Annotated in this window: 22 protein-coding genes; 11 read left to right on the top strand and 11 right to left on the bottom strand. The window is 42.5% G+C overall.

Annotated features, from left to right (window positions below; genetic code table 11):
* Window positions 1–134 precede the first annotated feature (134 nt).
* The 6 genes from LX64_RS01560 (at window position 135) to LX64_RS01535 (ending at window position 6,786) form a co-directional block, all read left to right on the top strand.
* Window positions 135–695, top strand: a complete 561-nt coding sequence (locus LX64_RS01560; protein WP_158538499.1) for an RNA polymerase sigma factor — start codon at window positions 135–137, stop codon at window positions 693–695.
* A 45-nt stretch (window positions 696–740) separates the two neighbouring features.
* Window positions 741–1,895 carry a FecR family protein gene (locus LX64_RS01555; protein WP_111595842.1) on the top strand — a complete coding sequence of 385 codons (1,155 nt, stop codon included), beginning with the start codon at window positions 741–743 and terminating at the stop codon, window positions 1,893–1,895.
* A 170-nt stretch (window positions 1,896–2,065) separates the two neighbouring features.
* Window positions 2,066–2,479 (top strand): hypothetical protein, encoded by a 414-nt coding sequence (locus LX64_RS01550; RefSeq protein WP_111595841.1) that lies wholly within the window; start codon window positions 2,066–2,068, stop codon window positions 2,477–2,479.
* A gap of 357 nt (window positions 2,480–2,836) precedes the next feature.
* The gene (locus LX64_RS01545) at window positions 2,837–4,285 is read left to right on the top strand and encodes a DNA/RNA non-specific endonuclease (protein ID WP_111595840.1); all 1,449 of its coding nucleotides are present in this window, start codon (window positions 2,837–2,839) and stop codon (window positions 4,283–4,285) included.
* Between the two features lie 148 nt (window positions 4,286–4,433).
* Window positions 4,434–6,053: a serine hydrolase domain-containing protein gene (locus LX64_RS01540; RefSeq protein WP_111595839.1), complete on the top strand. Its 1,620-nt coding sequence runs from the start codon at window positions 4,434–4,436 to the stop codon at window positions 6,051–6,053.
* Window positions 6,054–6,138: 85 nt separating this feature from the next.
* Window positions 6,139–6,786 (top strand): DUF2306 domain-containing protein, encoded by a 648-nt coding sequence (locus LX64_RS01535; RefSeq protein ID WP_111595838.1) that lies wholly within the window; start codon window positions 6,139–6,141, stop codon window positions 6,784–6,786.
* A 536-nt stretch (window positions 6,787–7,322) separates the two neighbouring features.
* Here the strand turns inward: LX64_RS01535 and LX64_RS01525 are convergent.
* From LX64_RS01525 to LX64_RS01510, 4 genes are all read right to left on the bottom strand, one after another.
* Window positions 7,323–7,703 carry a ribosomal maturation YjgA family protein gene (locus LX64_RS01525; RefSeq protein ID WP_111595836.1) on the bottom strand — a complete coding sequence of 127 codons (381 nt, stop codon included), beginning with the start codon at window positions 7,701–7,703 and terminating at the stop codon, window positions 7,323–7,325.
* 160 nt (window positions 7,704–7,863) lie between these two features.
* The gene (locus LX64_RS01520; RefSeq protein ID WP_148707156.1) at window positions 7,864–8,544 is read right to left on the bottom strand and encodes a hypothetical protein; all 681 of its coding nucleotides are present in this window, start codon (window positions 8,542–8,544) and stop codon (window positions 7,864–7,866) included.
* A gap of 176 nt (window positions 8,545–8,720) precedes the next feature.
* Window positions 8,721–9,464, bottom strand: coding sequence for an SDR family oxidoreductase (locus LX64_RS01515; RefSeq protein ID WP_111595834.1), 744 nt, complete (start codon window positions 9,462–9,464; stop codon window positions 8,721–8,723).
* Window positions 9,465–9,468: 4 nt separating this feature from the next.
* Window positions 9,469–11,025 carry an FAD-dependent oxidoreductase gene (locus tag LX64_RS01510; protein ID WP_111595833.1) on the bottom strand — a complete coding sequence of 519 codons (1,557 nt, stop codon included), beginning with the start codon at window positions 11,023–11,025 and terminating at the stop codon, window positions 9,469–9,471.
* Between the two features lie 285 nt (window positions 11,026–11,310).
* On the opposite strand from LX64_RS01510, the gene LX64_RS01505 reads away from it, so the two are divergent.
* Complete coding sequence (locus LX64_RS01505; protein ID WP_111595832.1) at window positions 11,311–12,207, top strand: SDR family NAD(P)-dependent oxidoreductase; 897 nt, start codon at window positions 11,311–11,313, stop codon at window positions 12,205–12,207.
* 78 nt (window positions 12,208–12,285) lie between these two features.
* Here LX64_RS01505 and LX64_RS01500 read toward each other — a convergent pair whose 3' ends face one another.
* From LX64_RS01500 to LX64_RS01485, 4 genes are all read right to left on the bottom strand, one after another.
* Window positions 12,286–12,795 carry a CinA family protein gene (locus tag LX64_RS01500; RefSeq protein WP_111595831.1) on the bottom strand — a complete coding sequence of 170 codons (510 nt, stop codon included), beginning with the start codon at window positions 12,793–12,795 and terminating at the stop codon, window positions 12,286–12,288.
* Window positions 12,796–13,088: 293 nt separating this feature from the next.
* A complete protein-coding gene (locus LX64_RS01495; protein ID WP_158538498.1) occupies window positions 13,089–13,991 on the bottom strand; it encodes a KGG domain-containing protein in 903 nt (300 codons plus the stop codon).
* A 329-nt stretch (window positions 13,992–14,320) separates the two neighbouring features.
* On the bottom strand, window positions 14,321–15,199 hold the full coding sequence (locus tag LX64_RS01490) for an MBL fold metallo-hydrolase (protein WP_111595829.1): 879 nt from the start codon (window positions 15,197–15,199) through the stop codon (window positions 14,321–14,323).
* A 12-nt stretch (window positions 15,200–15,211) separates the two neighbouring features.
* Window positions 15,212–15,673, bottom strand: a complete 462-nt coding sequence (locus tag LX64_RS01485; RefSeq protein WP_111595828.1) for a nucleoside deaminase — start codon at window positions 15,671–15,673, stop codon at window positions 15,212–15,214.
* A 357-nt stretch (window positions 15,674–16,030) separates the two neighbouring features.
* Here LX64_RS01485 and LX64_RS01480 point away from each other — a divergent pair, with 357 nt between their 5' ends.
* The 4 genes from LX64_RS01480 (at window position 16,031) to LX64_RS01465 (ending at window position 19,944) form a co-directional block, all read left to right on the top strand.
* On the top strand, window positions 16,031–17,347 hold the full coding sequence (locus tag LX64_RS01480) for a class I SAM-dependent methyltransferase (protein WP_111595827.1): 1,317 nt from the start codon (window positions 16,031–16,033) through the stop codon (window positions 17,345–17,347).
* 165 nt (window positions 17,348–17,512) lie between these two features.
* On the top strand, window positions 17,513–18,178 hold the full coding sequence (locus tag LX64_RS01475; protein WP_111595826.1) for a DUF2306 domain-containing protein: 666 nt from the start codon (window positions 17,513–17,515) through the stop codon (window positions 18,176–18,178).
* A 1-nt stretch (window position 18,179) separates the two neighbouring features.
* Complete coding sequence (locus tag LX64_RS01470; protein ID WP_148707155.1) at window positions 18,180–19,220, top strand: sensor histidine kinase; 1,041 nt, start codon at window positions 18,180–18,182, stop codon at window positions 19,218–19,220.
* Entirely contained in the window at window positions 19,171–19,944 is a 774-nt protein-coding gene (locus LX64_RS01465) for a LytR/AlgR family response regulator transcription factor (RefSeq protein ID WP_158538497.1), read from the top strand. The genes LX64_RS01470 and LX64_RS01465 overlap by 50 nt, the downstream gene beginning before the upstream one ends.
* Here the strand turns inward: LX64_RS01465 and LX64_RS01460 are convergent.
* The 3 genes from LX64_RS01460 to LX64_RS01450 all read right to left on the bottom strand — a co-directional run bounded on the left by LX64_RS01460 (window position 19,925) and on the right by LX64_RS01450 (window position 25,819).
* A complete protein-coding gene (locus LX64_RS01460; RefSeq protein WP_111595823.1) occupies window positions 19,925–21,262 on the bottom strand; it encodes a DUF418 domain-containing protein in 1,338 nt (445 codons plus the stop codon). The two genes, LX64_RS01465 and LX64_RS01460, sit on opposite strands and share 20 nt — an antisense overlap.
* 265 nt (window positions 21,263–21,527) lie before the next feature.
* Window positions 21,528–23,861, bottom strand: a complete 2,334-nt coding sequence (locus LX64_RS01455) for a discoidin domain-containing protein (protein ID WP_111595822.1) — start codon at window positions 23,859–23,861, stop codon at window positions 21,528–21,530.
* 152 nt (window positions 23,862–24,013) lie between these two features.
* Window positions 24,014–25,819, bottom strand: a complete 1,806-nt coding sequence (locus tag LX64_RS01450; protein WP_111595821.1) for a RagB/SusD family nutrient uptake outer membrane protein — start codon at window positions 25,817–25,819, stop codon at window positions 24,014–24,016.
* Between the last annotated feature and the right edge of the window lie 17 nt (window positions 25,820–25,836).

Here is a 25,836-nt window from a genome sequence, read left to right as displayed (position 1 = left end):
GTAATATTGTTTTTGATGAATTAACCTGTTTTATACGCCGCTGTTTGTTAACGCTGGAACATCATACCTCCTGTGATGCCTATCCCTTGTGTATAGATAATAGGTTCGCGTCCTCGTGAATGTATTTATTAAATATGCAATCATACGATCATATCCAACTTTTACAAAGGTTGCACAACGGCGAGTTGGGCGCCTTTGAACAAGTGTACCAGGCATACAGGGCCTGGCTTGTTGTTACCGCCATTACCATCTTGGAAGACGAAGTATTGTCTGAAGAAGTTGTTAACGATTTTTTTGTCAAAGCATGGCAAAAGCAATCATTTACCCAAGTGCCCCGGTTCAGGAACGCGGAAGCCTTGAAAGGCTACCTATATACCTGTGTTAAAAATATTTGCCTGACCAAATTAAAACGGGAGTCGGTCCGTAAACGCCGCTTACAAGAAATCATGGTCCCACCCGGCCATGTAGTTCCCCCCAACATGCTCGAAAACCAGGATCTCGCGATCCACATCTCCCGCGCGCTGGATCACCTGTCGCCGCGCGAGCACCTATCCTTTGTTTTGGCCTACATGCACCACAAATCCCGTAAGGAAATTGCCGCCGAATTATCGATTAGTGAGAACACCGTAAAGGTGCAATTAGGGATCGCGGTAAAAAAAATGAGGGAAATTTTAAAAAAAGTAAAAAATATCTAATACGGCCGAAATAAAATAGTTGTTGTTAGATGTAGTAATGTGATTATGTACAAGAACAAAGACGATATCCACCGTTTAATGACGGAAAAGATCACGCGGCAGATCTCTGCGGCGAACGAGCAATATCTCGATGAGCTTATTGCCGAAGATCCTACCGTACGCGAGAAATGGGAGCACATCCAGGCCTTATTTAGGTCTAGCGATGTGGATGTCCAATTTGAACGATTCAGCGGTAAAAACAACCCGCTGCCATTCGAAGCATTGAAGGTGGAGCACGAATCGAAGGTTAAAGTAATGTGGAAACGGGGCATCGCCATCTCTGCCGTTGCGGCGGCACTCCTGGCGGGCATTGTATATGTCTATAATCCTTTTGGTCCACCATCCTTTGAGCAACAGCTTGCCCAGCAAGAGCCAGTGGTGAAAGAAGAAACCGGTACCCAGTTAACGCTTGCCAACGGCCAAGTGATCAACTTGTCGAGCACAACCGGCAGCATTAACGTAGGTGGTGCGCAAATGAGTAATCTCAATAAAACATTGAATTACGCCAATGCCGACGACCTGCCTAGTGGCATGAATACGCTCACCGTTCCCATCGGGATGAATTATAAACTCAACCTTCCAGACGGTACTGAAATCTGGATGAACTCGCAAACGATCTTGGAATTCCCCTTCGCTTTCACGGGTAAATCCCGTGATATTAGCGTAGATGGTGAAGCCTATATCAAAGTTGCACCCAACCCCAATAAGCCTTTCTTCGTGCACATGGGCGGTAAAACCGTGCAGGTGTTAGGTACAGAGTTCAACGTGAACTCGTACAAACCAAGCGAAGTAAGTGTTGCCCTTGTAAGCGGCTCTGTGAGAATGCAAATAAATGGGCAAACAGAAATAATAAAACCCGGCATGCAAGCCATTGCCATCGACGATGCTTATATCCGCACCGAAGAATTTGATGCGAAAAAAGTACTCGGCTGGCGAGATGGTATTTACTATTTCGACCGTGCCACGTTGAAAGATATTAGCGTTGTATTACCAAGATGGTTCGGCGTTAAAGTAGTAATCGATAGTAGGCACGCCAGTATTGAAGAATTTAGCGGTAAAGTAGATAGGAATAAATCCCTAGAAACATTCTTAGAAAATTTGAAGGCAACTTCTTCAGTTGAATATTATTTTGATAATGATGGCACTGTCCATTTCAAGTAATGATTCATCCTTTGGATCTGAGGCCCCATGTAGTTTTCAAATTAATCTTTTGTTTTTGGTTAGTGGGAGGGAGCTCAACACTCCCTTCTTTTTTAACAGTTCTAATTTCCCGAGCGGCTATACAACACTAGAAGAACCAATCCTCTGAAGAACATTATCAACCATTCCTTATGATCTTGTTTAACCAACAATTACCAAAGGTTGACTTACACAAGCTCTGCAACCGCGTGGCCCAGAACGTAAAAGTGCCAGAAGCCCTCGTATGCTTCCTACTCTTTGAACGCCTCTATGCCATCAAACAGCACGAAGCCATCATCTTCCTCTTCGAAAGCGAACTAGCAAAACTCGTTCACAAACTAAAAGGAAGGTTCGAAATGATCCCAGCGGGCGATCAATTACAGTTAAAATTCAGCGATGGTTCCATCCTTGCGCACAAAAATGCTACTATCACCTGGTTCAAATTATTCGAACTTGCATACATTGATTGTAGCCCCAAACAAATTACCCGCGCAAACGATGAGCTGTCGAACTTATTATACGAAAACCATACACCTGCTGAGCAATCGGCGTGCATCCCGGTTTAGTTAATCCTTACATCATTTCATTAGAACGATTTAGATCTTGGCTAGTAACTCTCGGCCTTATTTAAGGCTGGGACTGATTTTTTCTAACGCAAAGATTTTATTGTTGATTTGTTCACTCATTTATTAAAGCGAATCACGCCCTACCAAAAGCGTATTCGCTTTTTTTGTTCGTCACCGGTTGATCGCTTCCTATCATCCTTGCTACGCTCAGTTCATCTATATAATCTACTAGCAACTCTTGTCTAATTATTGACATATCAACATTCCTTACCAATTTTTTACACCTATATTAATTTCCTTATTCAATAAATAGTCAATATTTTTGCCACCCTTTGTAACCGAAGTGATGCCAACGACATGAACTATAAGAACGGATGTAAATGGCCGATGTTACTTGTTTTATTGACTGCATTTTTTTTTACCGCTTGCGTAAATAAAAATAACCAGTCACAAAAACAAGAACAGGCTCCAACAACAGCAAGTGCTCCACCTGTAGCCCAAACCACAACAAGCAAAAATTCCAATAAAAACGAACTTCTCCTACAAGAGAATTTCGAGGAAGCTTCCAAACCTGCCTATGCCGCAAACACCATCGAAACACCCAGTGGAAAATGGCGCTTCGATGATGCTATGATCGGTACGCTCGATGATGATCATAAATCAGGCACCCGCGCAATTCGACTGCGCAATAATGGCAAAGTAGCCATGACATTCGATGTTACAGTGAAAGGCACTGTTACTATTGCTATGCAACACGCCAAATATGGCAACGATGGCCCCAGTAGTTGGGAATTATGGGTATCGATTAACCAAGGTGCATCCTTTACACAAATCGGTAAAACCATTAAAACCACCAACAAACAACTACAACCCGCCAGCTTCACAGCTAATACCAATAAAACAATCCGTTTCGAAATCCGGAAAGTCGGCAGCGACAACCATCGCCTCAACATCGACAATATCCGCATTTCCCTCGGCGGCGGTACTATTACCCCAACAGAACCTAGCAAGCCTGTTACGGATAATACCAACACCACCGCAAGTAATGATGACGACGATGATGATCATCTTTTACTCGGCAACCCATCCAACGCTAGTACTTCTTTAACCATGCCAGATAACTACCTGATGGATAAAGGCTTTTATAAGCTGTCGTACAGTAGTACAAATAGCACCCCGAACTGGGTGAGCTGGCATATCTCGAAACGCGACTTTGGAAAGTCGCCCCGCGTAAACGATTTCAGACCCGATGAAAGCTTACCACACGACTGGTACCGCGTAACGCATTCCAGCTACTCGAGCAGCGGTTTTGATCGTGGCCATAACTGCCCTTCTGCCGATAGAACATCCAGCAAAGACGCCAATGAATCTACATTCCTTATGACTAACATGATTCCACAAGCACCTAACCACAACCAGCATTTATGGTCGGGCCTCGAGGAATATACCCGTGAATTGGTGAAACAAGGCAACGAAGTATACGTACTTATGGGTAGCTACGGTACCGGCGGTGTTGGCAACCGGGGTAAAATCATGAAAATCGATAAGAAGAATGTAAATGTGCCGGCTAACATCTGGAAAATAATCGTAGTGATCCCTGAAGGCAAGAACGACTTACAACGGATCGATAAAAATACGCGTGTAATTGCCGTAAACACCCCAAATTCGAACGATGTGAACTTCGATTGGCAAACTTACCTTACATCCGTAGAATCCATCGAAAAAGCAACGAAATACAAATTGCTGAGTAACGTCCCGGAAAATGTGCGTAAAGAATTGATTAAGAAAGTAGATAAAGGAAAATAAAAAGAGCTATAAGGCAACGTTTTAATACGTTGCCTTATTTTTTAACAACCGTTAACCATTTGTTTGTTACCAAAATTCCCCTTGGCGCAGTATATTTAAGTCGCAATTATCCATCCTTCCTTATTTCCCATTTTTAAACCTTATCGTAATGTATCGTACTATTTCTAGCCTGCTATGCTGGATATTGCTGTCATTGAATGCAACAGCCCAAACTTTTGTTCAGCACGACCCTATTTCGTTACCCGTGCACAAAGCCCATGTTGGCGAAATCAAATTTCTATCGCAACAACTTGATGCTGCGCAAGTAAAAGAAAGCGATTTCTTACAACAGTTTACCGTGCAAGGCACTATTCCCTTGGAAGCCAAAGTATTTCTGCCCACTTCACTTACGAATGCATTACATGTGTTAGCGCCCAACGACGACACTACAAAGCTGGTGAAGAACGGCTCGTACCAGTTCTCGTTCTATGTAGATGGGAAGCTCGTATACAAAGAAAACCTGAATGCCGGGGCCAGTACACCGGAGATCAAAAACAGGCGTACTATTATCCGCATTCCCCTCATTTCGTACCCATTTGAAGATCATTGGGGTAACTACCTCTGGAACCGCTTTATTGCAAGAGGTGGTGGAGATGCCCTTTATGAAACTGCGCACAAACTCCGCGTAGAAATGCGTCCTTTGATTTACGGTAAAGTAGGTGATATAATTGCCAGTGGCGACCTTACCTTTAGCTGGCCCTACCCAACCGTAAGTGCCGACCAAAAAGCCGTGCAAAAAATTGCCCCTTATAGCGATATTCCCCTTTCTAAGGAGAAGATAGATACGGGTCTTATTATAGAAATGAATAAAAGAATTCAGCAAGGGTTCTATAAAAATATTCGGAGTATAGTCGTTATAAAAAATGGCAAAGTATTATTAGAAGAGTATTTTAACAACACCCACCGCGCTAGCTTACTCGATACCCGGTCTGTAGGTAAAACATTCGCTGCCGCTTTGCTCGGTATAGCCATCGATAAAAAGTACATAAAAAATGAACATGCCCGCATCGGCGACTTCTACTCGATCAGTGATCCTAACAAAGCCAATGTTACCTTAGAAAACCTTATGACCATGACGGCCGGTTTCGCCGGTGACGATAATAACCAGGATTCGCCGGGTAACGAAGAAAACATGTACCCTACAAGCAACTGGGTAAAGTTCACCCTCGATCTCCCCATGGATTCCAGCATGCAAAGAGGAAAAGACTGGCAATATTTCACCGCGGGCGTGCTTTTAACCGGCGATATCATCAACCAAAAAGTGCCGAATGGCCTAGAGAAATTCGCCCAAGAAAACTTATTCAAACCCTTGCATATTCAGCAATCTAAGTGGGTATATACGCCGCAAAAAGTGCCTAGCACCGCGGGTGGTTTAGAATTAAGCGCCTTGGATTTTGCGAAATTCGGGATGCTATACCTGCAAAACGGGCAATGGAAAAACAAACAGGTGATGAGTGCTGAATGGGTGAAGAAAAGTATGCAACACCATGCACAGCTTCCCGGCACGGAAGATGAATTCTATGGTTATTGGTTATGGAATAAAACCTATACTGTAAAAGGAAAACCTTACGAAACATATTACTGTAGCGGGAATGGCGGTAACAAGATATTCATCTTTAAGGAACAAAACATGGTAGTGGTAGTAGCATCGAACGCTTATAACATGCCGTATGCACATCCACAGGTTGATAAAATAATGTCTAATTATCTTTTACCGGCAGTACTCTAGTGATAAAATATTATTAATAAGTAAAATGGTAAATAATTGACATGATAATTATTGTACATTTCGTAACATAATTATCAGCTAGCCAGTGAAGATCATTCTCAAATCGTTCAAGTTTGTTATTGCCTACCTATTTATTTCAGGTGGCACCGTTGTTTTATTAAGCATTATTCTCCAATATGTTCCATTCCGTGACGATGTGGGTATTTTTCTGCAGCATAACAGCTATACAGATTTACCGCTTTGGAAATCGGCCTTTTATATACACGTATTTACGGCCATTTTTGCTGTGTTGGCAGGGTTTACCCAGTTTTCCCAGTATATCATAAATAACCATAGGTTTATACACAAAGTGATGGGCAAGCTATATGCGTATAATATCTTGTTGATTAATGTGCCAGCCGGATTTATTATTGCCATATTTGCCAGTGGCGGTTGGCAAATCCGCGCAGCGTTTATTATACTAGATTTATTGTGGTGCTATTGTACGTATGAAGGTGTGAAGCATATTAAAGATGGAGATATTGCGGGTCATCGGCGGTTTATGATGCGTAGCTACGCTTTAACCTGCTCCGCGATCACTTTCCGTATTTGGAAATACTTGCTAACCACCTTTACTCACTTAGATCCTGTAGTTATACACACTATTGATGCATGGATGGCTTTTGTGCCGAATTTACTTTTTGTAGAGTGGGTGATTTGGCAGAAGAAGCAGCGGAGTTATAGTGAAGTGTAATAATTTTATAAAGAATAAGCATGCCCGTTTTGCAAGGTAGTATTTGCGAAACGGGCATGTACATTTAGCAAGGTATTTGCGTCATCCAATACAAAAACATAACCACCATACTAACTAGTATAGCAATTACACCAGGCACTATAAATGCTTGAAGATACTTGACTTCATACCGGTTTATCCAATAGAACAGAGCACTGCCAAACAAGGTTGTAAACAATATATACAACAACACCCCGGGTAACTCCTTGCAAAGTGTAGTGAATGATTCCCCTATCATCAATAAATATGCTCCCAAACCCATCATTCCCAAGCATAATGCAATCGCAAAACCAATTGTAAAACCTAGTTCTTCATTCCACTTACTACGCTTTAACAATAAAGCTCTGCGAATGGGTAAATGAATAAAATACCCTAGCCATAAAGAGAACAACAAAATTATACTGAGAATTAACACGCATTATTGATTTACTGTAAAAGAAACAAGCGCTTTAAAGATTAATAGACACAGTGGCAGCATCCAAGAAATGGCCACATGCTTACAGGGTGGAAAACTTCTTTGCCCTCGCCTTTTCAATTAACACTATCGTTATCACACCTAATGTATATGCTACTATATCACCCCATTCGAAACTCGTTCCGATAATGATACGTAGTGCACGGTTTTTTATGCCCAATACATCAACAATTCTTACATACTGGAGAAATTCTATACAATAAGCAAATAGTAATACGGCGATGGCTGCCGTTTTTACGGGTAAGTTAACAATACTCTTCAATGCACAATATACTAGCATTACTACTAAGAAATCGCCACCATAGGGGCGAATAATCTCGTCTTTTACATACAATGCTATCAATACTTCTACTAAGAATATTATAATTGCTGCGATACAATACTTGTAATTAAACTTTATCATAAATAGTTAGGTAATACAAACGAAGGTGTATAAAATTTCTCAATTGTACAAGTACCTACTACAGTTACAGCAATATAAAAAGGCACCTAGTGATAGGTGCCTTTCTCGAATCAACAAAAACAATTGTCATTAGAAAACATTGTTTACTATGGCATGTACATTAATAGGGCGGGTAATTTTTCTTACGGTTCCGCCTATCGTTATTTTCTTCGTTGCCATAGAGGTTACGGCGGTTGGGGTCTTTCTCGTGCCATTCACCGTTGGCTCCAAATGCCCTACGGCTTAATTCTGGCGGACCGCCGCCATTGCCTACGTGTATAATATCTTCATCGCGTATAGTACGCCTATTATTACGGTGCTGGTGAACATTATTACCATAACGTTCGTCGCGTGCATGACGATCTTCCGGCCAGCTATTACGCTCGCGGCGTTTTTGATAATCGCCTAAATCGTTTTCATTATAGCGGTTGCCCATGCGGCTCTCTTGGTAATTATCGCGGTTTGAAAAATCGTCTTCTGCAGAACGATTACGCGTACGACGCCGATCGCCATTGCGGTCAGTTACCTCTTCATCGTTCATATAGCCATCCCGTTCATCTAATTCATTATACTGGTCGTGTGATCTTCTTTTTTGATGCATGCGATCGTCGTAATCATCTTCGAACTGGGTGGTCATATGTTCGTTGTACTGGTTGGGTGAATCGTCGATGAACTCATCGTAAAACTGGGAGCTACGGGTGTAGTTGTTGAAATCCCGGTCGCTCCTGCGTGTATCGTTGTAAGTGCTTAACGGGTAATTCCTGTTGTCGTCATATCCCCGTTTCATACTGTTTCTTTTCATAACCATTTATTTTCCGGGTGAAACAATACTATGAAAAGTGAAAATTATATGCCAGCTACCTTTAGAGAAATGTTAAGTTAATAATTAACTATTTATCAATCATTTATATCAAAACAACATACAATAGAATGGTATATATTTTTTTGTTTGAGTATGATTTTCCGCAATGCGGGTATTTAAATTTCCTGCATAAATGGTAACACTTGCATCAGTGCAATGTTAGCACGGGCCGGTTGTTGAAGGGCAAATTCGATTGTTCTAGCAATGTCTTCAGCCATTAGCATCTCACCTTTCTCTTGCTTATTTATCTTTTCCTCGCGAGGCATGTCGTCTTGAAAATCAGAGCCTACATACCCAGGTTCTATCAATGATACACGGATATGTTTATCATTTAACTCCTTCGATAAAGCAATGGAAAATCCCCTAATTGCTTCCTTGGTGGCAACATAGGCGGTTCCTTCAGGATTGCGCGCTGTAGCACTCATACTACCAACGTTGATGATCTGTCCTCCTTTTTGCATACGATCTATTGCGAAACGAGCGAAAGTCATATACCCCAATACGTTTACATTCACGAGGTATTGTAAAGTATCGTAATCACCACTTTCCAATGTTTCGAATTTGATGGCTGCATTGTTAATGAGGATATCCAACTTTCTATCAAAATATTTATCCACTGCTTCGAACACCTCCATCACATTATCCTCTACTCCCACATCGGCATTCATGCCATATATTTTTCCCGTGGGTGCTACTTCTTTCAATGCTTTTAACGCGTCTTGTAAAGCATCTTCTTCTCGCCCGAATATCATCACGTTTGCACCGGCTTTAGCCGCACGAATAGCAAAGGCCCGGCCAATACCCGTTGTGCCGCCCGTAACTAATATATTCTTTTCTTTTAGTGAGATTAACTCTTCCATGTGGTTACTTTTTATTGGATGAAATTTCTTTTTCAACTATATCAATTAACAAGCTGCGCAAATCGGTTGTACTTGGCGTATTCATCACCAACCCATCGAAATTATACCGGGTACCATGGCAACTACAATCCCACGACCGTTCCGCACTATTCCAAGTAAGCTCACATCCAAGGTGCTTACAATTACCTTCCAATGCATGCAACTTCCCTACATCATTCTTATACAGCGCCAACTTTACACCTTCATACATCACTATCTTTGCCTCACCCGGTGCCAATTCCGCCAATTGCTCCAAGTGTTCGGGTGGTAATATTTTAGACAATAAGTTTTTCACAGCATCCACATTGTGCTTCACGAACGTTTTAAAGCCTGCCATAGGTTTTACCCTTGATGGATCGTAAATTGTTGCATATGGAGTGGGTACATTTAAAATCCAATTTGTTAACAATTGTGCAGCCACGTGGCTATAAGTCATACCATTACCACCGAAACCCGTGGCCACGTATATATGCGATTCAAAACCGGGTAATGGACCTATATATGGCAAACCATCGGTTGTTTCATAATATTGCGAGCTCCACATTTGCTCTATACTAGCCACGTCAAAATCTTGCCGCACAAATGCTTCTAATAGTTTAAAAGGATGATCCGTATTTACTTCCTGCCCTGTTTTGTGATCGAACCCGCCGGCAATAAAATGTGGCTCACCATCGATGATTTGCGTGCGGTAATAGTGATAGGGGTCTTTCATATCATAAAAAAGATCGAGGGGATAATGACCATTTTGTAAATGGCAGGATAAAGCATAACTCCTATAAGGCACTAAACGCAGATGCAGCAAATTCACGCCGGGAGGGCTATGTGTTGCATAAACAAGATCCTTGCCCCGGTACATATCTCCGTTGGTTAGTACGGCAACAATATCATCTGTTACATCTACATCTGTTACACGGCAACTATGAACAATTGTACCTCCCAACTCTTCGAATGCTTGGGCTAAAGCAAATACATATGCTGTGGGGTTAAATTTAGCCTGGCCTCCAGCGCGCATAGATTGTATACACGAGATCGGGATATCTAATTGATGTTCTGTAGATACATCCATCCCAACCTGCGCACAAGCTGTTTGAATGGCGTTCAATTCTTCAACTTCTTCACCTGTTTGCGCAAATAGATGGGCGTTTACTTCCTCGAAACCACAATCAATCCCATAATCCGATACATTCTTCTTAATCAAATCGACAGCATTTACACAAGAATGATATACATGTTGCGCTGTTTCTTCATTAAAATCTTTGATAATATCCTTGTAAGAAGTGTCTAACAACGTATTGATATGGGCCGTTGTACCGCCCGTAGTACCAAAGCACAAATGTTGTGCTTCTAAGATAATACAGCGTTTCCCTTTCTGTTGTAATGATAAAGCGGTGGCTACACCTGTAATACCCCCTCCTACAATTATTACATCGTACAGCACGTTGGTATCTGCTTTCCTTTGCGGAAAGAATTGAACGGATTTTGTTTGCCATAAACTGTTCTTGGCACCATCTCTTGCTATCATGATCAACGGGTTTTGTTCTATGCTTGTCACCCGAAATTTAATGCCATAGATATAGATGCTTGAAGAGCGGGGATTAATAATTTGTAAACAATATCCCTATTGGGTATTTGCCTACTCAACAGGAAAAAATTTGCCTAATATGATGATTGTTTTCTACGGGTTAAAAATCTCTCAATTCTAAAAGTCCTTTATAACAAAGGTTTTCAAGCTCTTATAGAAGCTGGCCTATTTTTTGTCACCTTACAATAAACCATATCTTTCATCTATGTCTTAAAAAACGAGATCATGGATTTTAGCACCGGCACACCTACTCGTTATGCACTCGTTACTGGGGCTACTAGCGGTATTGGGTATGAATTAACACAATTACTGGCTAAGGATGGCTACAATTTGATTATTGTGGCTAGAAACGAGAATCGTTTGTACACGCTGGCCGATGATATAAAACTTGCTTACGGTGTAGAAGTAACTCCTTTGGTATTTGATCTATTTTCTCCTGCTGCGCCACAAGCTATTTATGATGCAGTACAAGCGATGGCTGTTCCGATTGATATCTTAGTGAATGATGCTGGACAAGGAGAATGGGGGCCATTCTCCGAATCACCTTTACAACGCGATTTAGATATTATACAGTTGAATATTACTTCGATGATTGCCCTTACCAAGTTATTCCTTCGGAATATGATAGGGCAAAAGAAAGGTAAAATCTTGTTACTAGGTTCAGAAGCAGCTTCTGGCCCCATGCCATTACTAGCTGTGTATGCAGCCACAAAAGCATTTGTTGTATCGTTTGGGATGGCTTTGGCCAATGAGTTAAAGGATACGGAACTTTCTGTTACGGTTCTATTACCCGGCGCTACAGATACTGACTTCTTTCACAAAGCCCACCAAGAAAATACAGTTACTTACCGTGAAACAGCATTAGCTGATCCTGTACAGGTGGCGAAAGATGGGTATGATGCTTTGATGAAAGGAGAATCGAAAGTAGTATCCGGGATGAAAACGAAATGGCATGTTTTCATGAATAATATCATGAGCGATGAAATGTCGGCCGATGCCATGCGTAAACAGAATGAACCCAGTACGAAAGATGAAGGCCGTGCTTCGGCTACACACCCTGCATCGCGCGAAGAAAGAAGAGAGATTGATGCATTGAAGGGTGGTTTTGATGGAGATTTATAAATTGATTCTACATATACTGTCGTTTAAATTGTACATAGCGTTCAAAGTGCCAGTCCACCTCTGTGGACTGGAATTTTTTTATATAACAGGTTGTGGGTTTCTTTGAACAACTTGTAACAATAATTGTAGTATTTGATTCGTAAAATCAATTCTTGCCGACACCGGGTTCCCTGCATCTGTTCTCAATTTCTCGTGTAAGCAAACTTTTCCTTTATAAGCAACTGCACAATACGCAAACAACTCCAATACACCTTCTTCGGGCACCGGCGAAGCATACCCCGTAATAGATACGCCATAATCAGCATTAAACATAGTACTTACCCCTAATGCCATTTGTTCGGCTACTTGTCGTGATACACAATTATCCTTCTCTGCATGAATGGGATCGATACCGAGATGCTTGGTTTTCTGTCCTCCATTATAGGCCGTAATGCCGCCTTGGAAATAATCCATGGCGTTATCGGCGAGTGATAAAGCAACTTGTAAATGTCCGGCTGTAACGCTTTCTGCGCATGCAATTGTTTCGGCATTCCTAATAAGGCTGTCTTTTACGAGGTTAATTGTAGTAATGGCTAATTGGGATTCCATGGCTATGTATTTTATCAATAATGCACATATCAAATATGCAACCAAAATATGCGCTTGTTATTCTCCTTTCAATAATTCAATCATTTCTATTCACAAAAAAGGTGCTTAAATAAGCACCTACAATTGATAGGAAGCGTAAGTAACCTTTAAGTTATTAACGCAAGAAATGCTAGAATGTATAAAGGTATGTTTGTAGAAAGTTTATGCCGGCAAAGGAACCTTGAGCCATACAACTAGCGTATAGCCCAAGGTTGATTGATATTTAATATTAAATCGCACTAACTATGCATGTTTTAGCGTGAACTACGACCTCTTCCTCTCGAAGAACCTCCTCGGCTGGATGTAAAACGTCCTTGATCATCACGACGCGGGGTGTTACTACCACGACCGCGAGAAGAAGAACTGCCATCACGTGAAGAGCCACCGCGAGATGAGTTACTACGTGATGAACCACCGCGAGATGAACCGCCTCGTGAGGATGAAGAGCCTCCACGGCCACCACCATGAGAAGCATGACCTCCCATAGCTGCAATACGTCTTACTTCTTCTGGGTCCATACTAGCGAATCCACGACGGCTGGTACCTGAAGATGAACGTCCACCACGGCTGCTACTGCTGCTACCTCCGCGACTACCACCTCGGTTGCTGCTACTACCGCGACCATTACTGCTACTACCACGGCTATTTCCTCCGCGTCCATCGCCACCACGGCTACTACCACCGCCACGGCCACCACTTGTACTACGGCGACCACCACCGCCACCGCGATCATCTTCTCTTTCATAATCTCTACCACGGCTTCCGTGCGAAGCGCGACCGCCCATACTGGCAATACGCCTTACTTCTTCACGATCCATGCTGGCAAAACCTCTGCCATCACCATCGCTTCGGCGACTTCTACGACCGTCGTACTCATCCTCATCTTCATCATCCTCGTAATCATCGTCTTCGTCGTCATAATCTTCATCGTAATCATCGTCATAATCATCGTCATCATCTTCATACTCATTGTATGCATCATAATTTTCATCTTCATCCTCATCGTCATCATAATCCTCATCATAATCTTCATCGTATTCATCTTCTTCGTAACGGGAACGACCGCCATGTGAATTTCGTCCACCTTTGCTTGCGATACGACGTTGTTGTTCTGGATCCATGGACGCAAAGCCACGGTTTGAAGTACCTCTTCTCATAACAAAATTTTTTTTGGTTAAAAATGGATACGGTAAGAAATGTATAAAAAGATGTGCCATGAAAAAGTGGGCATCGAAGGAGGGAATGGGGGAACACCAGCAAAGTAAATACTATATTCATTTTCCACCGATCTAATATTTCGTAGCAAGCGCGTTTTCGGAAAATAATTCTACGGGTACAAAGCTACTCACTATGTATAAAGCATAATGAATTAACATCTATATAGGGCAAACTGCGGAATTTAATACGCGTAAAATCCTCTTCCAATAAGCGTTACAACGCTTATAAGCATGCATACTTAATAAGGAGTACTACCTTTCTTTCTGGGCTATTGATTAATTGGGGTAGTTGATAATATATCCTTTACTGTTTCGCCTGGTAATAATCGATATACCGGGATATCGATTTTATAACGATCGCATAATTGTATAATTGAACGATCAATTTGTTCGGCGCTATAGCGTGAAGAGAAATGACCGAGAATGAGTTGTTCTATCTTGATCTCTTTTATGGCACGTAATACTTGTTCTAAAGTGCTGTGTTTGTTTTTATGGGTATTCACATTCATATCGCCTGCACTTTCAATAAACGTGGCTTCATGAATAAGTATTTGTGTACCATCCCAATGCTCGAAACTTTCCACCGGGGTATCACCAGAATACCCAATTAGCTTAGTACTCACTTCCATCGTAGTACTCGCTTTGCCTTGCTCCATGATGATGCGCTTAATCTCTTGTGGTGGCAAAGCGGCTATTTTCGGTTTTACTTTTTGTTTCACTTGAAATACTTGGTAGCTCAAGCTCTTTACTACACCGGGTAGAGCCGGTACATGTTCATTTCGAAATACCTCTACGCGGATATCGTCTTTTACTTGAATAATATCTCCGGGCACAACGGGCTGCCACACAGTTTGAGAAACGTGTGCATCAAATTGTTTACTGAACTGTTCGAGGGCGGGGAACGACTGGCTATCGCGGGGATAATACATGACGGGATATCCCGGCCGCGCGTTCAATTGGTTTAATTGCAATAAGCCTGTAAGATGATCCCGGTCGGGATGCGATAGCAACACATGCTGAATCTTCCGGCTCTTTTGCATCAAATTAGGCATTACACCATCTCCTGCATCGAATAAAATACCTAGTTCTTCAATGAAATACCAAGTGGCAAATAGTGCCGTAGAATAGCCTGTGATCGTCAGTTGCATAGCAACAGCAAATTAGCGCTTTTTCTCTTTATGCTGCTCATACGCCACGCTCAATTTATCACACTCGTCTTGCAAGATCCCTTTTATAATCCCGGGAGGCTCGTTCCAACGAGGATGTTCGCGGTCGTGTAATAAGTTGTAATTCGACGTATCGCCGCCTGCAAAAGGTACAGGTTTGCCGTATACAACGGTACCAATGCCATAATGACGAATAGCATAAGCACACATTACACAAGGTTCATGTGTTGAATATAATACGGCACTTTGCAGCTGTTGGGGTGTTAAAAACGATAATCCTTTCCGGATGGCAATAATTTCGGCATGATCGGTTACATCACCTGTTGTTCTCGATGCCTCTGTAGCACTACTAATAATATGATCTTCGTATACTAAAATTGATCCCACCGGCGCATTACCCAATAACATAGCTTCGTATCCAAGGCGGATACACTCTCTCATATATTTCTCGTGCATATACTCAAAGATAATTAATAATTAAGCCCTTAAACCTGGAACTTTATAGTTATAAATAACTAAAATTTCATAGCTGGGCACCACTTTGCTTCTAGTTTGGTTACTGTAACTTACTTGTTTGAATGACTAACAACATGCCAATTTTTTAAATGTTCTGCCTATTAGCGAAGCTCTTGATAAGTTTATGCATTTTTTATGCCATTTGAAGTATAGGGAACGGAATTTATGTGTCCATTACAACTACTTCTACTGCAAAGCAATAGCACATGTACCTGCTACACACTGCTACCTTATGTCTGGCCATCGGCACTAACTTCAAAGTAGTAATCATCCAAAACATCAACGGGAAAAACTGCTATGGAAAACAATAACAATGAAATTGTATTCAACCCCCAGTGGTATAATAACTTGGTGAGTCGCTCTAATGAAAAAACGCTCATCATCAATGCCATTCAAAAATTGGCCGCTATGCACAAAGCATCCAGCTGCTTGGAAATCGGTATGGGAACCGGCAAACAATTCTCCGACGCATTAGCGCCATTATTCGACCACTACACCATTATCGAGAAATACGAACATGCCCTCACCTTTCATCCCAATGTAGCGTTCATCCAAAGCGATTGGGAGAACGTAGCATTAACCCAACAGTACGATATCATCATCGCCTCGCATGTATTCTATTACTTCTCTGATAAAGCAGCGGCTATTCATAAAATGCTCAATGCTTTAACAGGAAAGGGAATACTTGTTCTAGTCTTAAACGGCACCGGCGCAGATTACGGCAAAATCAAACAATTCTTTACCGACCTAACAGGTTACCCGCACACATTCGCACACGACGAATTCTTGGCTATTCCCGGTATCAAAGAACAATGTCTTACGTTCACCTTACCTTCCGTGTTACACTTCAATGAACCGGCCGATTTGTACCAATCTTTGCAACTAAGCTTCGATCACCATGCTGAAGCGTATGCTGCTCATCAAGCCCATATCACGTCGTTTATTGCGGATAACTTCCCCGGTCAATTTCACATTCATCAAAAACTCTGCTTATTATCAAATGCTACCAAGCCTTGGGAATACCTCACCCAGCACCCCGATTACCTCGTACAACTGGGTAATATCACGCTACAAGTAAACGACGGTGTATTCACACCCGACCCACAAATCACGTATTCTACCAGTTGGCTATTAGAAAATATGCCCCCTGTAAAAGGCAAAGATATTCTCGACATTGGCTGCGGCCCCGGTATTATTGCGCTCCATTGTGTTTTACAAGGTGCCAACAAAGTAATTGCGACTGATATAGACGAAATGGCGGTACGTAATGCCATTCACAACATGCGCGCACTCCGTGCCGAAGAACGGATGGAAGTGCTTGAATCGGACCTATTCCAAGCGGTAAAAGGTCGCTACCATTACATTTTTGGCAACTTACCTATTCTCGACGAAGCATGGGATTTGGGCATCTCTGCACAGGATATCCTATCGGAATTCTTAAAAGGGTGTAAAAACTATTTATTACCGGGCGGACAGGTGTTTTTCACGTGGGCTTCGTTCGCCGATATGGCCCCTGTGATTGAAGTGTTGGAAGAACTGGGATACGGTTATCAAATACACTCCACGTTTAAGCATGGCTACGATTGGCATTTTTTTGCTGTACGCTGTGCTTAACGGACTATTTCTCCATCAATATATAAAACGGGATGTAGTTTGGGCTGCATCCCGTTTGCCTTTAGGGGTATCCACTTCATCGGCCTATATACCACCTCGTCGGTTTTTCCTTGCTATACGCACATAAAACTTGTCATTTTGCTATCAATAAAACTTGGTAACACTATGCACACGTTTCATACTGTCAACATCGTCATTCACGTAGTAAGCGGTACTTTATGTTTACTTATCGGCTCTATAGCTATCTTTCTCCGCAATAATAGGCCTGCGCATCGCAACATTGGTTGGCTATACACTTGGTTAATGGTAGTGGTAATTACCACGGCATTACTGGGCGTATTTGTATTTAAAGTGAATTCGCTTTTGCTTGTGGTTACATTACTAGCCGCCTATAATACGTTTTCTGGGTTACGGGCTATTCGCTTAAAAGGTGCACGTCCGAAGGTATTGGATTTTATTGTAGCCTCGCTGGTGCTTAGTTCAGCGGTTTTTTACGTGTATTATATCAAAAGTATTGCTGTGTTTTGGTCGCCATCCGTGGTATTTGCTACCGTGGGGTCTGTAGCAATGAATACTTCGTATGATTTTGGAAAGTATTTTATGTCGGCACGTTGGTTACAAAGAACGTTTTTGTATGAACATGTATACAAGATGGTCAGCTCTTTAAGCGCATCTTTCGCAGCGTTTAGTGGTACCGTGTTTTACATGTACCATCCTTACAGCCAGCTATTACCTTCTATATTGGGCTTCACGGTGATAATGATTATCTTTAAACAAATTGCTCAACAACGTGGAAAACGTACAGCAAAACAACTACAAAAAGTGGGTTAATATGCGGCTTGTAATTACAACATTCTTACAATGTGTATTGATTGGTTTGGCTTTCGGCACCTTTCTATATTTCACGTATGACCCGCGGCCGGTACGTATTTTTATCAACATTGTATCGAGTGTTTGTATTGGTAGCTTGATGTGCTTCGTGGTATACCAAAGGCGCTATTTCACCTTCTTTACGCAACATCTTGTGCTACGCATGATTATCATTATCCTACTACTTGTGGCCTCTGCATTGGTAGGGCAAGAATTAGCTTTTATACTGCGTGCTACGATAGTGGGAGATATGGCATACAAATTTGCGAACGGCGGCAATGTATACGCATTGGATATTTTGATTGCTTTGGTTGTAGGTATTCCCATGTATGTACATGAAGAAGGAAAAAGTTCTCTCAACAACCGCATCACGCAACAGCAATTCCGCCTATTACAACTCGAGCAACAAAAAACGGCCTTCGAGCTTGAGCTACTCCGTGCGAAAATCAATCCACACTTCTTATACAATGTGCATAACACCATTGCAGGACTCATTTCTATCGACCCTGCCAAAGCCGAACAGCTCGTATTATTATTGTCGAAATTCTTCCGCTTTTCATTGAACAACAACAGTAGCACCTTTCACGAAGTAGCAACGGAAATAGATATTATTTCCACCTACCTCGCTATGCAGAAATTCCGGTTCGACAACCGCCTTACCTATCACATTGCAGTAGATCCCAACCTGCAACATCAACAAGTACCCTCGTTTATCTTACAACCGCTTGTAGAGAACGCCATTAAACATGGCATAGAACCCAATGCTGGCCCTGGTACAATAGAAGTGAAGGTACAAGCAGAAAACGGGCAAATAGTGATGATAATAGCCGATAATGGTCCTCATTTCCCGGTTGTACCAAACGGGGGTATGGGATTACACATGGTGATGAATAAATTACAATTATTATATTCGAATAACTTTTCTTTCGAGTTGAGCAATGAACCATTCAAACATGTTCGCATCAGCGTTGCCCAGCAACATCACCACGATTATCGTGGATGACGAACCAGTGGCTATCCACCGGTTGCGGCAAGCATTACAAGTTTATCCACAAGTACACATCATCGGCGAAGCATACGATGGTATTACAGCGGCACAATTAATCAATAAGTTGAAACCGCAGCTTGTTTTCCTGGATATACGCATCCCGGGTAGCCATGGCTTCGAGGTATTGCAGGCATTAACACACCAGCCTGCCATTGTTTTCGTTACCGCCTACGAAGAATACGCTGTTAAAGCCTTCGAGAAAAACTCGCTCGATTACCTGCTTAAGCCCTTCGACGATGCACGCTTGGCGCTTACTATGAAAAGGGTAGAACTACATCGGAACAATCAAAACAACTGGTTCTCTGCTTTACAACAGCTTTTACAAGCACCTGCCGCTCCTGGAGTCATTAGCACCATTCCCGTTAAAACCGGTGAGAAAATCCAGTTAATCCATATTAACGATGTTATCTTCTTCGAAGCAAAAGAGAAGTATGTAGCCTTGCATACCCACGAGGCAGAACGCCTCATAGAATATTCTTTAACCTACTTGGAAGCACGGCTACCCGCCCAATTTGTTCGGGTACACCGTGGCTTTATTATCAATAAACTGAAAATCCAAGAGATGCAGAAATACTTCAAAGGCACATTCATTATCACGATGCAAGACAACCGGCATACGAAAATCAAAACTGCCTATTCTTACGCCGATGCCGTGAAGGCTAAGCTGCTGTTGATTTAAGCATGGGCTGCCGCTTCCAATATGTTAAACTGCGCCATGCCCATTCAAAAGGACCAAATTTGAATTTCCTCAACCACAATACGCTGAATATAATTTGAAACACCCAAATACCCATGGCAACCAAGTAAATATCCGTACGTGGTAAGGCGCCAAACCAACGTAATCCATATCCAAAGAAGATGAAATTCCCAATAATGGCTTGCATTAAGTAATTCGTAAACGCCATCTGCCCCACTGCCGCCAAAGCCGACAATAACCATTTGAACCAACCCAGTTTGTACACAATTTGAATCAAGGCCAAATGTCCACCCGCTAGTAATATGCGTTTCAATTGGTACAGGTTAACAGGCATACGACTAAAGTATTGTGTAAAGTCAAACTTCGTGTCAATATGCATTTTAAGAATGAAGTAGCTAATGGTAAGTCCTATCGCATAACAACCTAGTAACATGGCTACATAAAAGCGCATCGATTTCTCGCCTTGGAGGATCCCGCTTTTGAATAAGATCATTCCTATGAAGAAGCACAAAATAGTATCCCAAAACATATGAACGTACAATACAAATGACTGTATATTCTGGTTCATCCGTACTTGGTTACGCATAATTTTGAAATATCCTTCGCGTGCTTTCTTGATCTCTTTATCTGCCTTCTCTTTAATTTTAGCAGGTTCGTGTGATTCCTTGAAGTTTGTCCAGTCCTTCTTATGTTTTTCCTGTTCTTCGGTTAGTTTCACTTTCTGCTTTTCCAGTAGCAATGCTTTTTCACCATTTACCCGCATTTGCTGCATCTCGTATTGGCGATTTGTTTCCTTGTAAGTAATAATGATAAAAACGCCTGTTGTATACAACAACAAGGTTTTTACAGGCAACTTCCGGAAAGGGAACAAAAACAAGCCTGTAACAGCATAAGCGTACAATACGTCGCCCACCCATATTAATAGGTAAGCATCTATCAACCCAAAAATTAATAACCATATTAACCTACGGTAATAAAAATCTGCCGGGGTTAAGGTAGGCGATAGTTGTTTCTCTAAACGGGAAGTGAGCAATACCATGCCTGCCCCGAATAACATGCCGAACAAGGCACGCATAGAACCTTCAAAGAAGAAATTCACAATGTAATAGATGATTACATCTGTAGAAGACTCCTTTTGCAAGGTGTAATTTTCGATATAATCGTTGGGCATTGCCATAAACGGGATATTCATTAATAGTATCCCCAATAAAGCCACACCCCTAATTGTATCGATCACTGAAATACGTTCATTCTGCTGTAAAGGCACGCCCACAGCAGCATTGGTTGAAAGAGATTGCATAGGTTTAAGATTCTGTAGTTAACAAGTTCTAACGATTCGATATTGGTCAACTGAAAATAAGAAAGGTAAAATTGACGGCCATGATTGTTATGACCAATGGTGACGAACGGGGTTAATGTTCGATTATGAACATGCTGGCTGCTTGTAAATCAATTATTGATATGCAACTTATCTACTGGGCAAAATGTTAAGCGGACAAAAAAAGCCGCCTCTTCAGTGAAAGAGACGGCCCTCTGCATTAGGATATTTATTACCAAAACTCTTCCTACGGAAGAATGATCTTTTTCGTAGAAGTCATTTTACCATCCCTACAAATAACGAAGTACACACCCGCTGCTTGCGCTTGCAGGTTGATATTCGCTGTTTGTTGAATAACGCCTGTATACACACGCACGCCGTTTAAGCTATAAATCTCAACTGATAAACGTTGCTGTTTAGCTGGCCCTGCAATACGAACGATTTTATCGCTCGATGGATTCGGCCATACGCGGATACTATTATCGAAGGCTTGTTGCTCGGCGCTAACGATTGCTTTCTGTTGACTAGCATCATTCGCGGCTTTTGCCATGGCTTCTACATTTGCCAACAAGTTATCGTTGTAAGTAAATGGAAAATCGATACGAGCTTGGTTGAATTGCGCTTCGTATTCGCTTGTCCAACCGAAGGCGGTGGTAGCTTGCGCTTTTAGGTTTACACCGGCTGCACCACTCCAGAAATGTACAAACTCGCCCCAATTCAAGTTACGGGCATACACCTGGTTCTGTTGTGGGAAGTATTGCGATAGTAAGTTGTAGTAGTTGGCAAGTACTGCCCCATGCCCATAGTTATTCCAAATCGGGTAAAACCAATCTCTAAACCAATATGTATTGGCACGCGGGTAACTATCTACTGTAGCCATGCTGGAGTTGTACCAACGGGTAGCTTCTGCCGTCCAACCCAATGCTTGGTATACATCATACTGGTAAATCACGCACCATTTGCTATCGCCCCATAATGGGAAGGCCGGCGATTCTTTTACACCTCTTGAAGCGCCTTCTACGATATGACCAATTTCGTGGATGGTAGCATCCAAATTCCAGCCGGTAGCAGAATTCCAGTTGCCGCTAGAGCCTAGGCAAATAGCATTACGGTAATCGCGGTCGCCTACAAAATAGGTAGCGGGGGAACCACCACCGTATTTATCCTGGTGGAATACAGCATATAACCTTGGATCGCTAAAGCCACCATACAAGCTTTTGGTATAAGCCCATGCTTGCGATACCACGCTATTCATCCATGTAATAGACGTGCTCATATCATTATCGAAATAAATTGCCACATGCTGATCGGAGTATACCTTGTTCACTATTTGATTGTGCTCAAACCAGTGCTCTTGCCATGTTTGAGGGAAATCATTCGCCACAGTAGTTGTATTCACGGTGTTGCTATAGGCCGATGATGCAGTGGCATTCTCTGCACGTACACGGTAGTAGAAAGTATTGCCGCCCGTTAAGCCTGTATCTCTTATTTGGAAGGTATTGGCAGGTGCATTCCGTAACAAGTTCCAAGTAGATCCATTGCTGGAACGCTCTACACGGAATTGAGTTTCCGACGTGGCATTATCTGTCCAAGTAAGGATGTTCTGGTTGCCGGAAACATTTTGTACACTTAAGCTAGTAGGGGCAGCGGGTGCTGGAATTGTACCGGTGCCTACGCCGTAAATTTCCCATTCTGCTAATTGGGTAATGGTGGCACCTGCGTTGGCTGTAATGTTTAAGCGGTAGCGCGTGTAAGAAGTTGTGTTGCTAAACGAAAATTTGCTCTTTTGAAAACGGTTGAGGAACGCATGGTTGGTAACAGTATGCAAGGTTGTCCAGTTGGTTCCGTCGTTCGACCCTTGGAAGGTCCAGTTTTTGGGATCGCGGGTGGGAGCGTCATTAGCCGAAGTAATGGCGTATGAAGTTACAACAGCACTATTAGCGGCTTGGAACTGTACCCAAGTTGTAGCATTAAAGGTGAGGTATTTCGAGAAGATACTATTATCAATCAATTTCGCATTGCCTTCTGCACCTGTTACGTTGTATTGATCCGAGGTAGTACCGCCCGAGTAATCGGTGATATCAACAATGGAGGAAGAGCCGGCGGTGAAAATCTCCCATTCTGCCAGTTGCAAAATGGTACCGCTATTATTGCTCATTTGCAGGCGGTAGTACTGGTACGCCGTGCTATTACTGAAAGTAAATTCCCGGAGCTGTAAACGGGAAGGGAAGTCTTCGTTACTACGTGTGTCGAGTGTGGTCCATGTAGTACCATCATTCGAGCCTGAAAAGGTCCACGATAAGGGATCGCGGGTGTCGGCATCATTGGCAGAAGTAATGGTGTACTTGTTCACCACTACGGCACTCGGTGTTTGGAAGCCAATCCAAGCGGAGCTATGAAACGTAAGGTACTTGGTAGAAGCAAGGTTATCGATCACTTTGCTAATGTCTTCCCCGGTTGGAGAATCATTGTACTGCGCCGTTAGTGTACCACTACTATTGGTGATATCCGTTTGCGCAAGGAGTTGCAGGCTATTGCATAGTGCAATACCCCACAGGGCTAATTTTACAATTGTACGCATGATAAATGGATTTTGGTTATGAAAATGTGGATAGAGATATTGACGTGGATGTTCGTTCCCAGCATTTTCTATTCTGCGCATACATCCCGGGCATGGGAGCTCTTACAAGAGCCCCCGCCGGCATGCAATACTTGTTTGGTAGAGCGAATAAATTACCAACCAGTATTCTGTATCATTTCTTTATCGATGTCGATTTCCGACTGTGGTATCGGGAACAAATAATGTTTCTTGGTGAACACACGGTTTTCAAAGATGGTTCTTTCATAGAAGGCAGCACCATCTGCATTGATGTTTAAGCCATATGCTGCACCATTATCCGTTGTTTCACCAATCTTCCAACGACGTACATCGAAGTAACGCGCGTTTTCAAAGGCTAATTCTACACGGCGCTCCTTACGAATGGCTTCACGCATGGCAGCTTGACCAACCGGTGCAGGCAAGCCAGCAGAGCCATATGTTGGAATACCCGCGCGGTCGCGAATTTCGTTGAGGTATTTAAGAATGTCGGCGTTTGCCGGTTCTGCTTCGTTCAATGCTTCGATGTAATCTAAATACACTTCCGCCAAACGTAACAATACCAAGGTGCGGTTACCTGCGTTTACGTTACCTACAAACACATTCTTCCTAACAATGTACCCGGTTGGTGAATAGTCATTACCACCCACTTTCTTACCCGAGTTGCCAGAATACTCTGTAATCGTTTTTATATTACCGTATTTCGTATACTGCCAAATGCTACCGTTGAAGGTAATACCCACGTAAAAGCGGGGCTCACGGTTTACCCATTGGTTATACGTACCCGCTTCTGCAAATGGCGTAGCTACTGTTGAGAAGCCTGTTTTTACATAGTTCGCTAATGGATCGTCGATACTACGACCATTTGAAGTGAAATAAGCATCTACGATAGCTTGTGTTGCCCCCAAACCACCAGAACCACGGGCCTCACCATTGCTACCGCTATGGTAGGGTGTACGCTCGTATTGTAGCCAGGTTACGTTACCCGGTACACGGGCATAAATCACTTCCGGGTTCCAATCATCTAACATTACATCGCGGCACGATAAGTACGGGCTATAGTTACCCAAGGCATCGTTCTTACGGTATAATTTGAATTTACCGGTGGTAACAAATTCATCTATGAAGGCTTTACCGGCTTCTGCTGAACGTTTCCACTTGTTAACATCCGCAGCTTGACTAATTAATTGTTTACCGTCGCGGTTCTTTAACGCAGCGTAATCAGGATTACCATTGTACAAAGGACTAGCGCCTAATAACAATACTTTTTGTTTGATCGCCAATACAATGCCGCGGTTAATTCTACCTAAATCGTCGGTAGCAGAAGTTGGTGGAAGGTCTGCTGCCGCTTTATCCAATTCAGTCACGACGAAATCAACACATTCATCGAAGGAATTACGTGGCAATTGCACTTGCGGGAAACCTGCATCTGGTGGAATTACTTTATCACCCAATACTACTACCGGACCAAACATGCGCATCAAGTAATAGTAATAAATAGCGCGTAAAGCCCTTGCTTCGCCAGTGTATTGTTTGGTGATATTAGGACCACAATCCGCGCACTGGTTAATGTTATCGAGGAAATACGTGGCAGCGCTAATACCTTGGTAGTAGCTCGACCAGAAGTTTTTCACCCAACCAGAAGTTGGATCATAACCACCAATATTCATCGAGTTTGAGGTAACGAAACCCCATGTGAAATCAGCCTCATCACTCGCACCCGTCCAAGGGCCGGCGTTGTTGTTACCTACATAACGTTGGCTATATTCATCTGGAATTTTAGAATACACATTCGCCAAGTACTTGTCGACGGTGCTTTTGCGAGAAAACGTTTCTTTCAACGTTAACCGGTCATCCGGTACTTGGTCGAGGAAACCCTTTTGACAGGAGGCATTGAGCATCATAGCAAATAATGCCACCGTGCCTATTTTTAAATATTTCATGTTAGTTGTAGTCTTGG

The sequence above is a fragment of the Chitinophaga skermanii genome (assembly GCF_003259335.1).
In the GTDB taxonomy this organism is placed as follows: Bacteria; Bacteroidota; Bacteroidia; order Chitinophagales; family Chitinophagaceae; genus Chitinophaga; species Chitinophaga skermanii.
This window is presented reverse-complemented; position numbering and strand designations above follow the sequence as displayed.

Excerpts from the sequence above, each read along its gene's own strand:
- LX64_RS01560 (WP_158538499.1), top strand. The coding sequence starts at position 135 with ATGCAATCATACGATCATATCCAACTTTTACAAAGGTTGCACAACGGC.
- LX64_RS01555 (WP_111595842.1), top strand. The coding sequence starts at position 741 with ATGTACAAGAACAAAGACGATATCCACCGTTTAATGACGGAAAAGATC.
- LX64_RS01550 (WP_111595841.1), top strand. The coding sequence starts at position 2,066 with ATGATCTTGTTTAACCAACAATTACCAAAGGTTGACTTACACAAGCTC.
- LX64_RS01545 (WP_111595840.1), top strand. The coding sequence starts at position 2,837 with ATGAACTATAAGAACGGATGTAAATGGCCGATGTTACTTGTTTTATTG.
- LX64_RS01540 (WP_111595839.1), top strand. The coding sequence starts at position 4,434 with ATGTATCGTACTATTTCTAGCCTGCTATGCTGGATATTGCTGTCATTG.
- LX64_RS01525 (WP_111595836.1), bottom strand. The coding sequence starts at position 7,703 with ATGATAAAGTTTAATTACAAGTATTGTATCGCAGCAATTATAATATTC.
- LX64_RS01520 (WP_148707156.1), bottom strand. The coding sequence starts at position 8,544 with ATGAAAAGAAACAGTATGAAACGGGGATATGACGACAACAGGAATTAC.
- LX64_RS01515 (WP_111595834.1), bottom strand. The coding sequence starts at position 9,464 with ATGGAAGAGTTAATCTCACTAAAAGAAAAGAATATATTAGTTACGGGC.
- LX64_RS01510 (WP_111595833.1), bottom strand. The coding sequence starts at position 11,025 with ATGATAGCAAGAGATGGTGCCAAGAACAGTTTATGGCAAACAAAATCC.
- LX64_RS01505 (WP_111595832.1), top strand. The coding sequence starts at position 11,311 with ATGGATTTTAGCACCGGCACACCTACTCGTTATGCACTCGTTACTGGG.
- LX64_RS01500 (WP_111595831.1), bottom strand. The coding sequence starts at position 12,795 with ATGGAATCCCAATTAGCCATTACTACAATTAACCTCGTAAAAGACAGC.
- LX64_RS01495 (WP_158538498.1), bottom strand. The coding sequence starts at position 13,991 with ATGAGAAGAGGTACTTCAAACCGTGGCTTTGCGTCCATGGATCCAGAA.
- LX64_RS01490 (WP_111595829.1), bottom strand. The coding sequence starts at position 15,199 with ATGCAACTGACGATCACAGGCTATTCTACGGCACTATTTGCCACTTGG.
- LX64_RS01485 (WP_111595828.1), bottom strand. The coding sequence starts at position 15,673 with ATGCACGAGAAATATATGAGAGAGTGTATCCGCCTTGGATACGAAGCT.
- LX64_RS01480 (WP_111595827.1), top strand. The coding sequence starts at position 16,031 with ATGGAAAACAATAACAATGAAATTGTATTCAACCCCCAGTGGTATAAT.
- LX64_RS01475 (WP_111595826.1), top strand. The coding sequence starts at position 17,513 with ATGCACACGTTTCATACTGTCAACATCGTCATTCACGTAGTAAGCGGT.
- LX64_RS01470 (WP_148707155.1), top strand. The coding sequence starts at position 18,180 with ATGCGGCTTGTAATTACAACATTCTTACAATGTGTATTGATTGGTTTG.
- LX64_RS01465 (WP_158538497.1), top strand. The coding sequence starts at position 19,171 with ATGTTCGCATCAGCGTTGCCCAGCAACATCACCACGATTATCGTGGAT.
- LX64_RS01460 (WP_111595823.1), bottom strand. The coding sequence starts at position 21,262 with ATGCAATCTCTTTCAACCAATGCTGCTGTGGGCGTGCCTTTACAGCAG.
- LX64_RS01455 (WP_111595822.1), bottom strand. The coding sequence starts at position 23,861 with ATGCGTACAATTGTAAAATTAGCCCTGTGGGGTATTGCACTATGCAAT.
- LX64_RS01450 (WP_111595821.1), bottom strand. The coding sequence starts at position 25,819 with ATGAAATATTTAAAAATAGGCACGGTGGCATTATTTGCTATGATGCTC.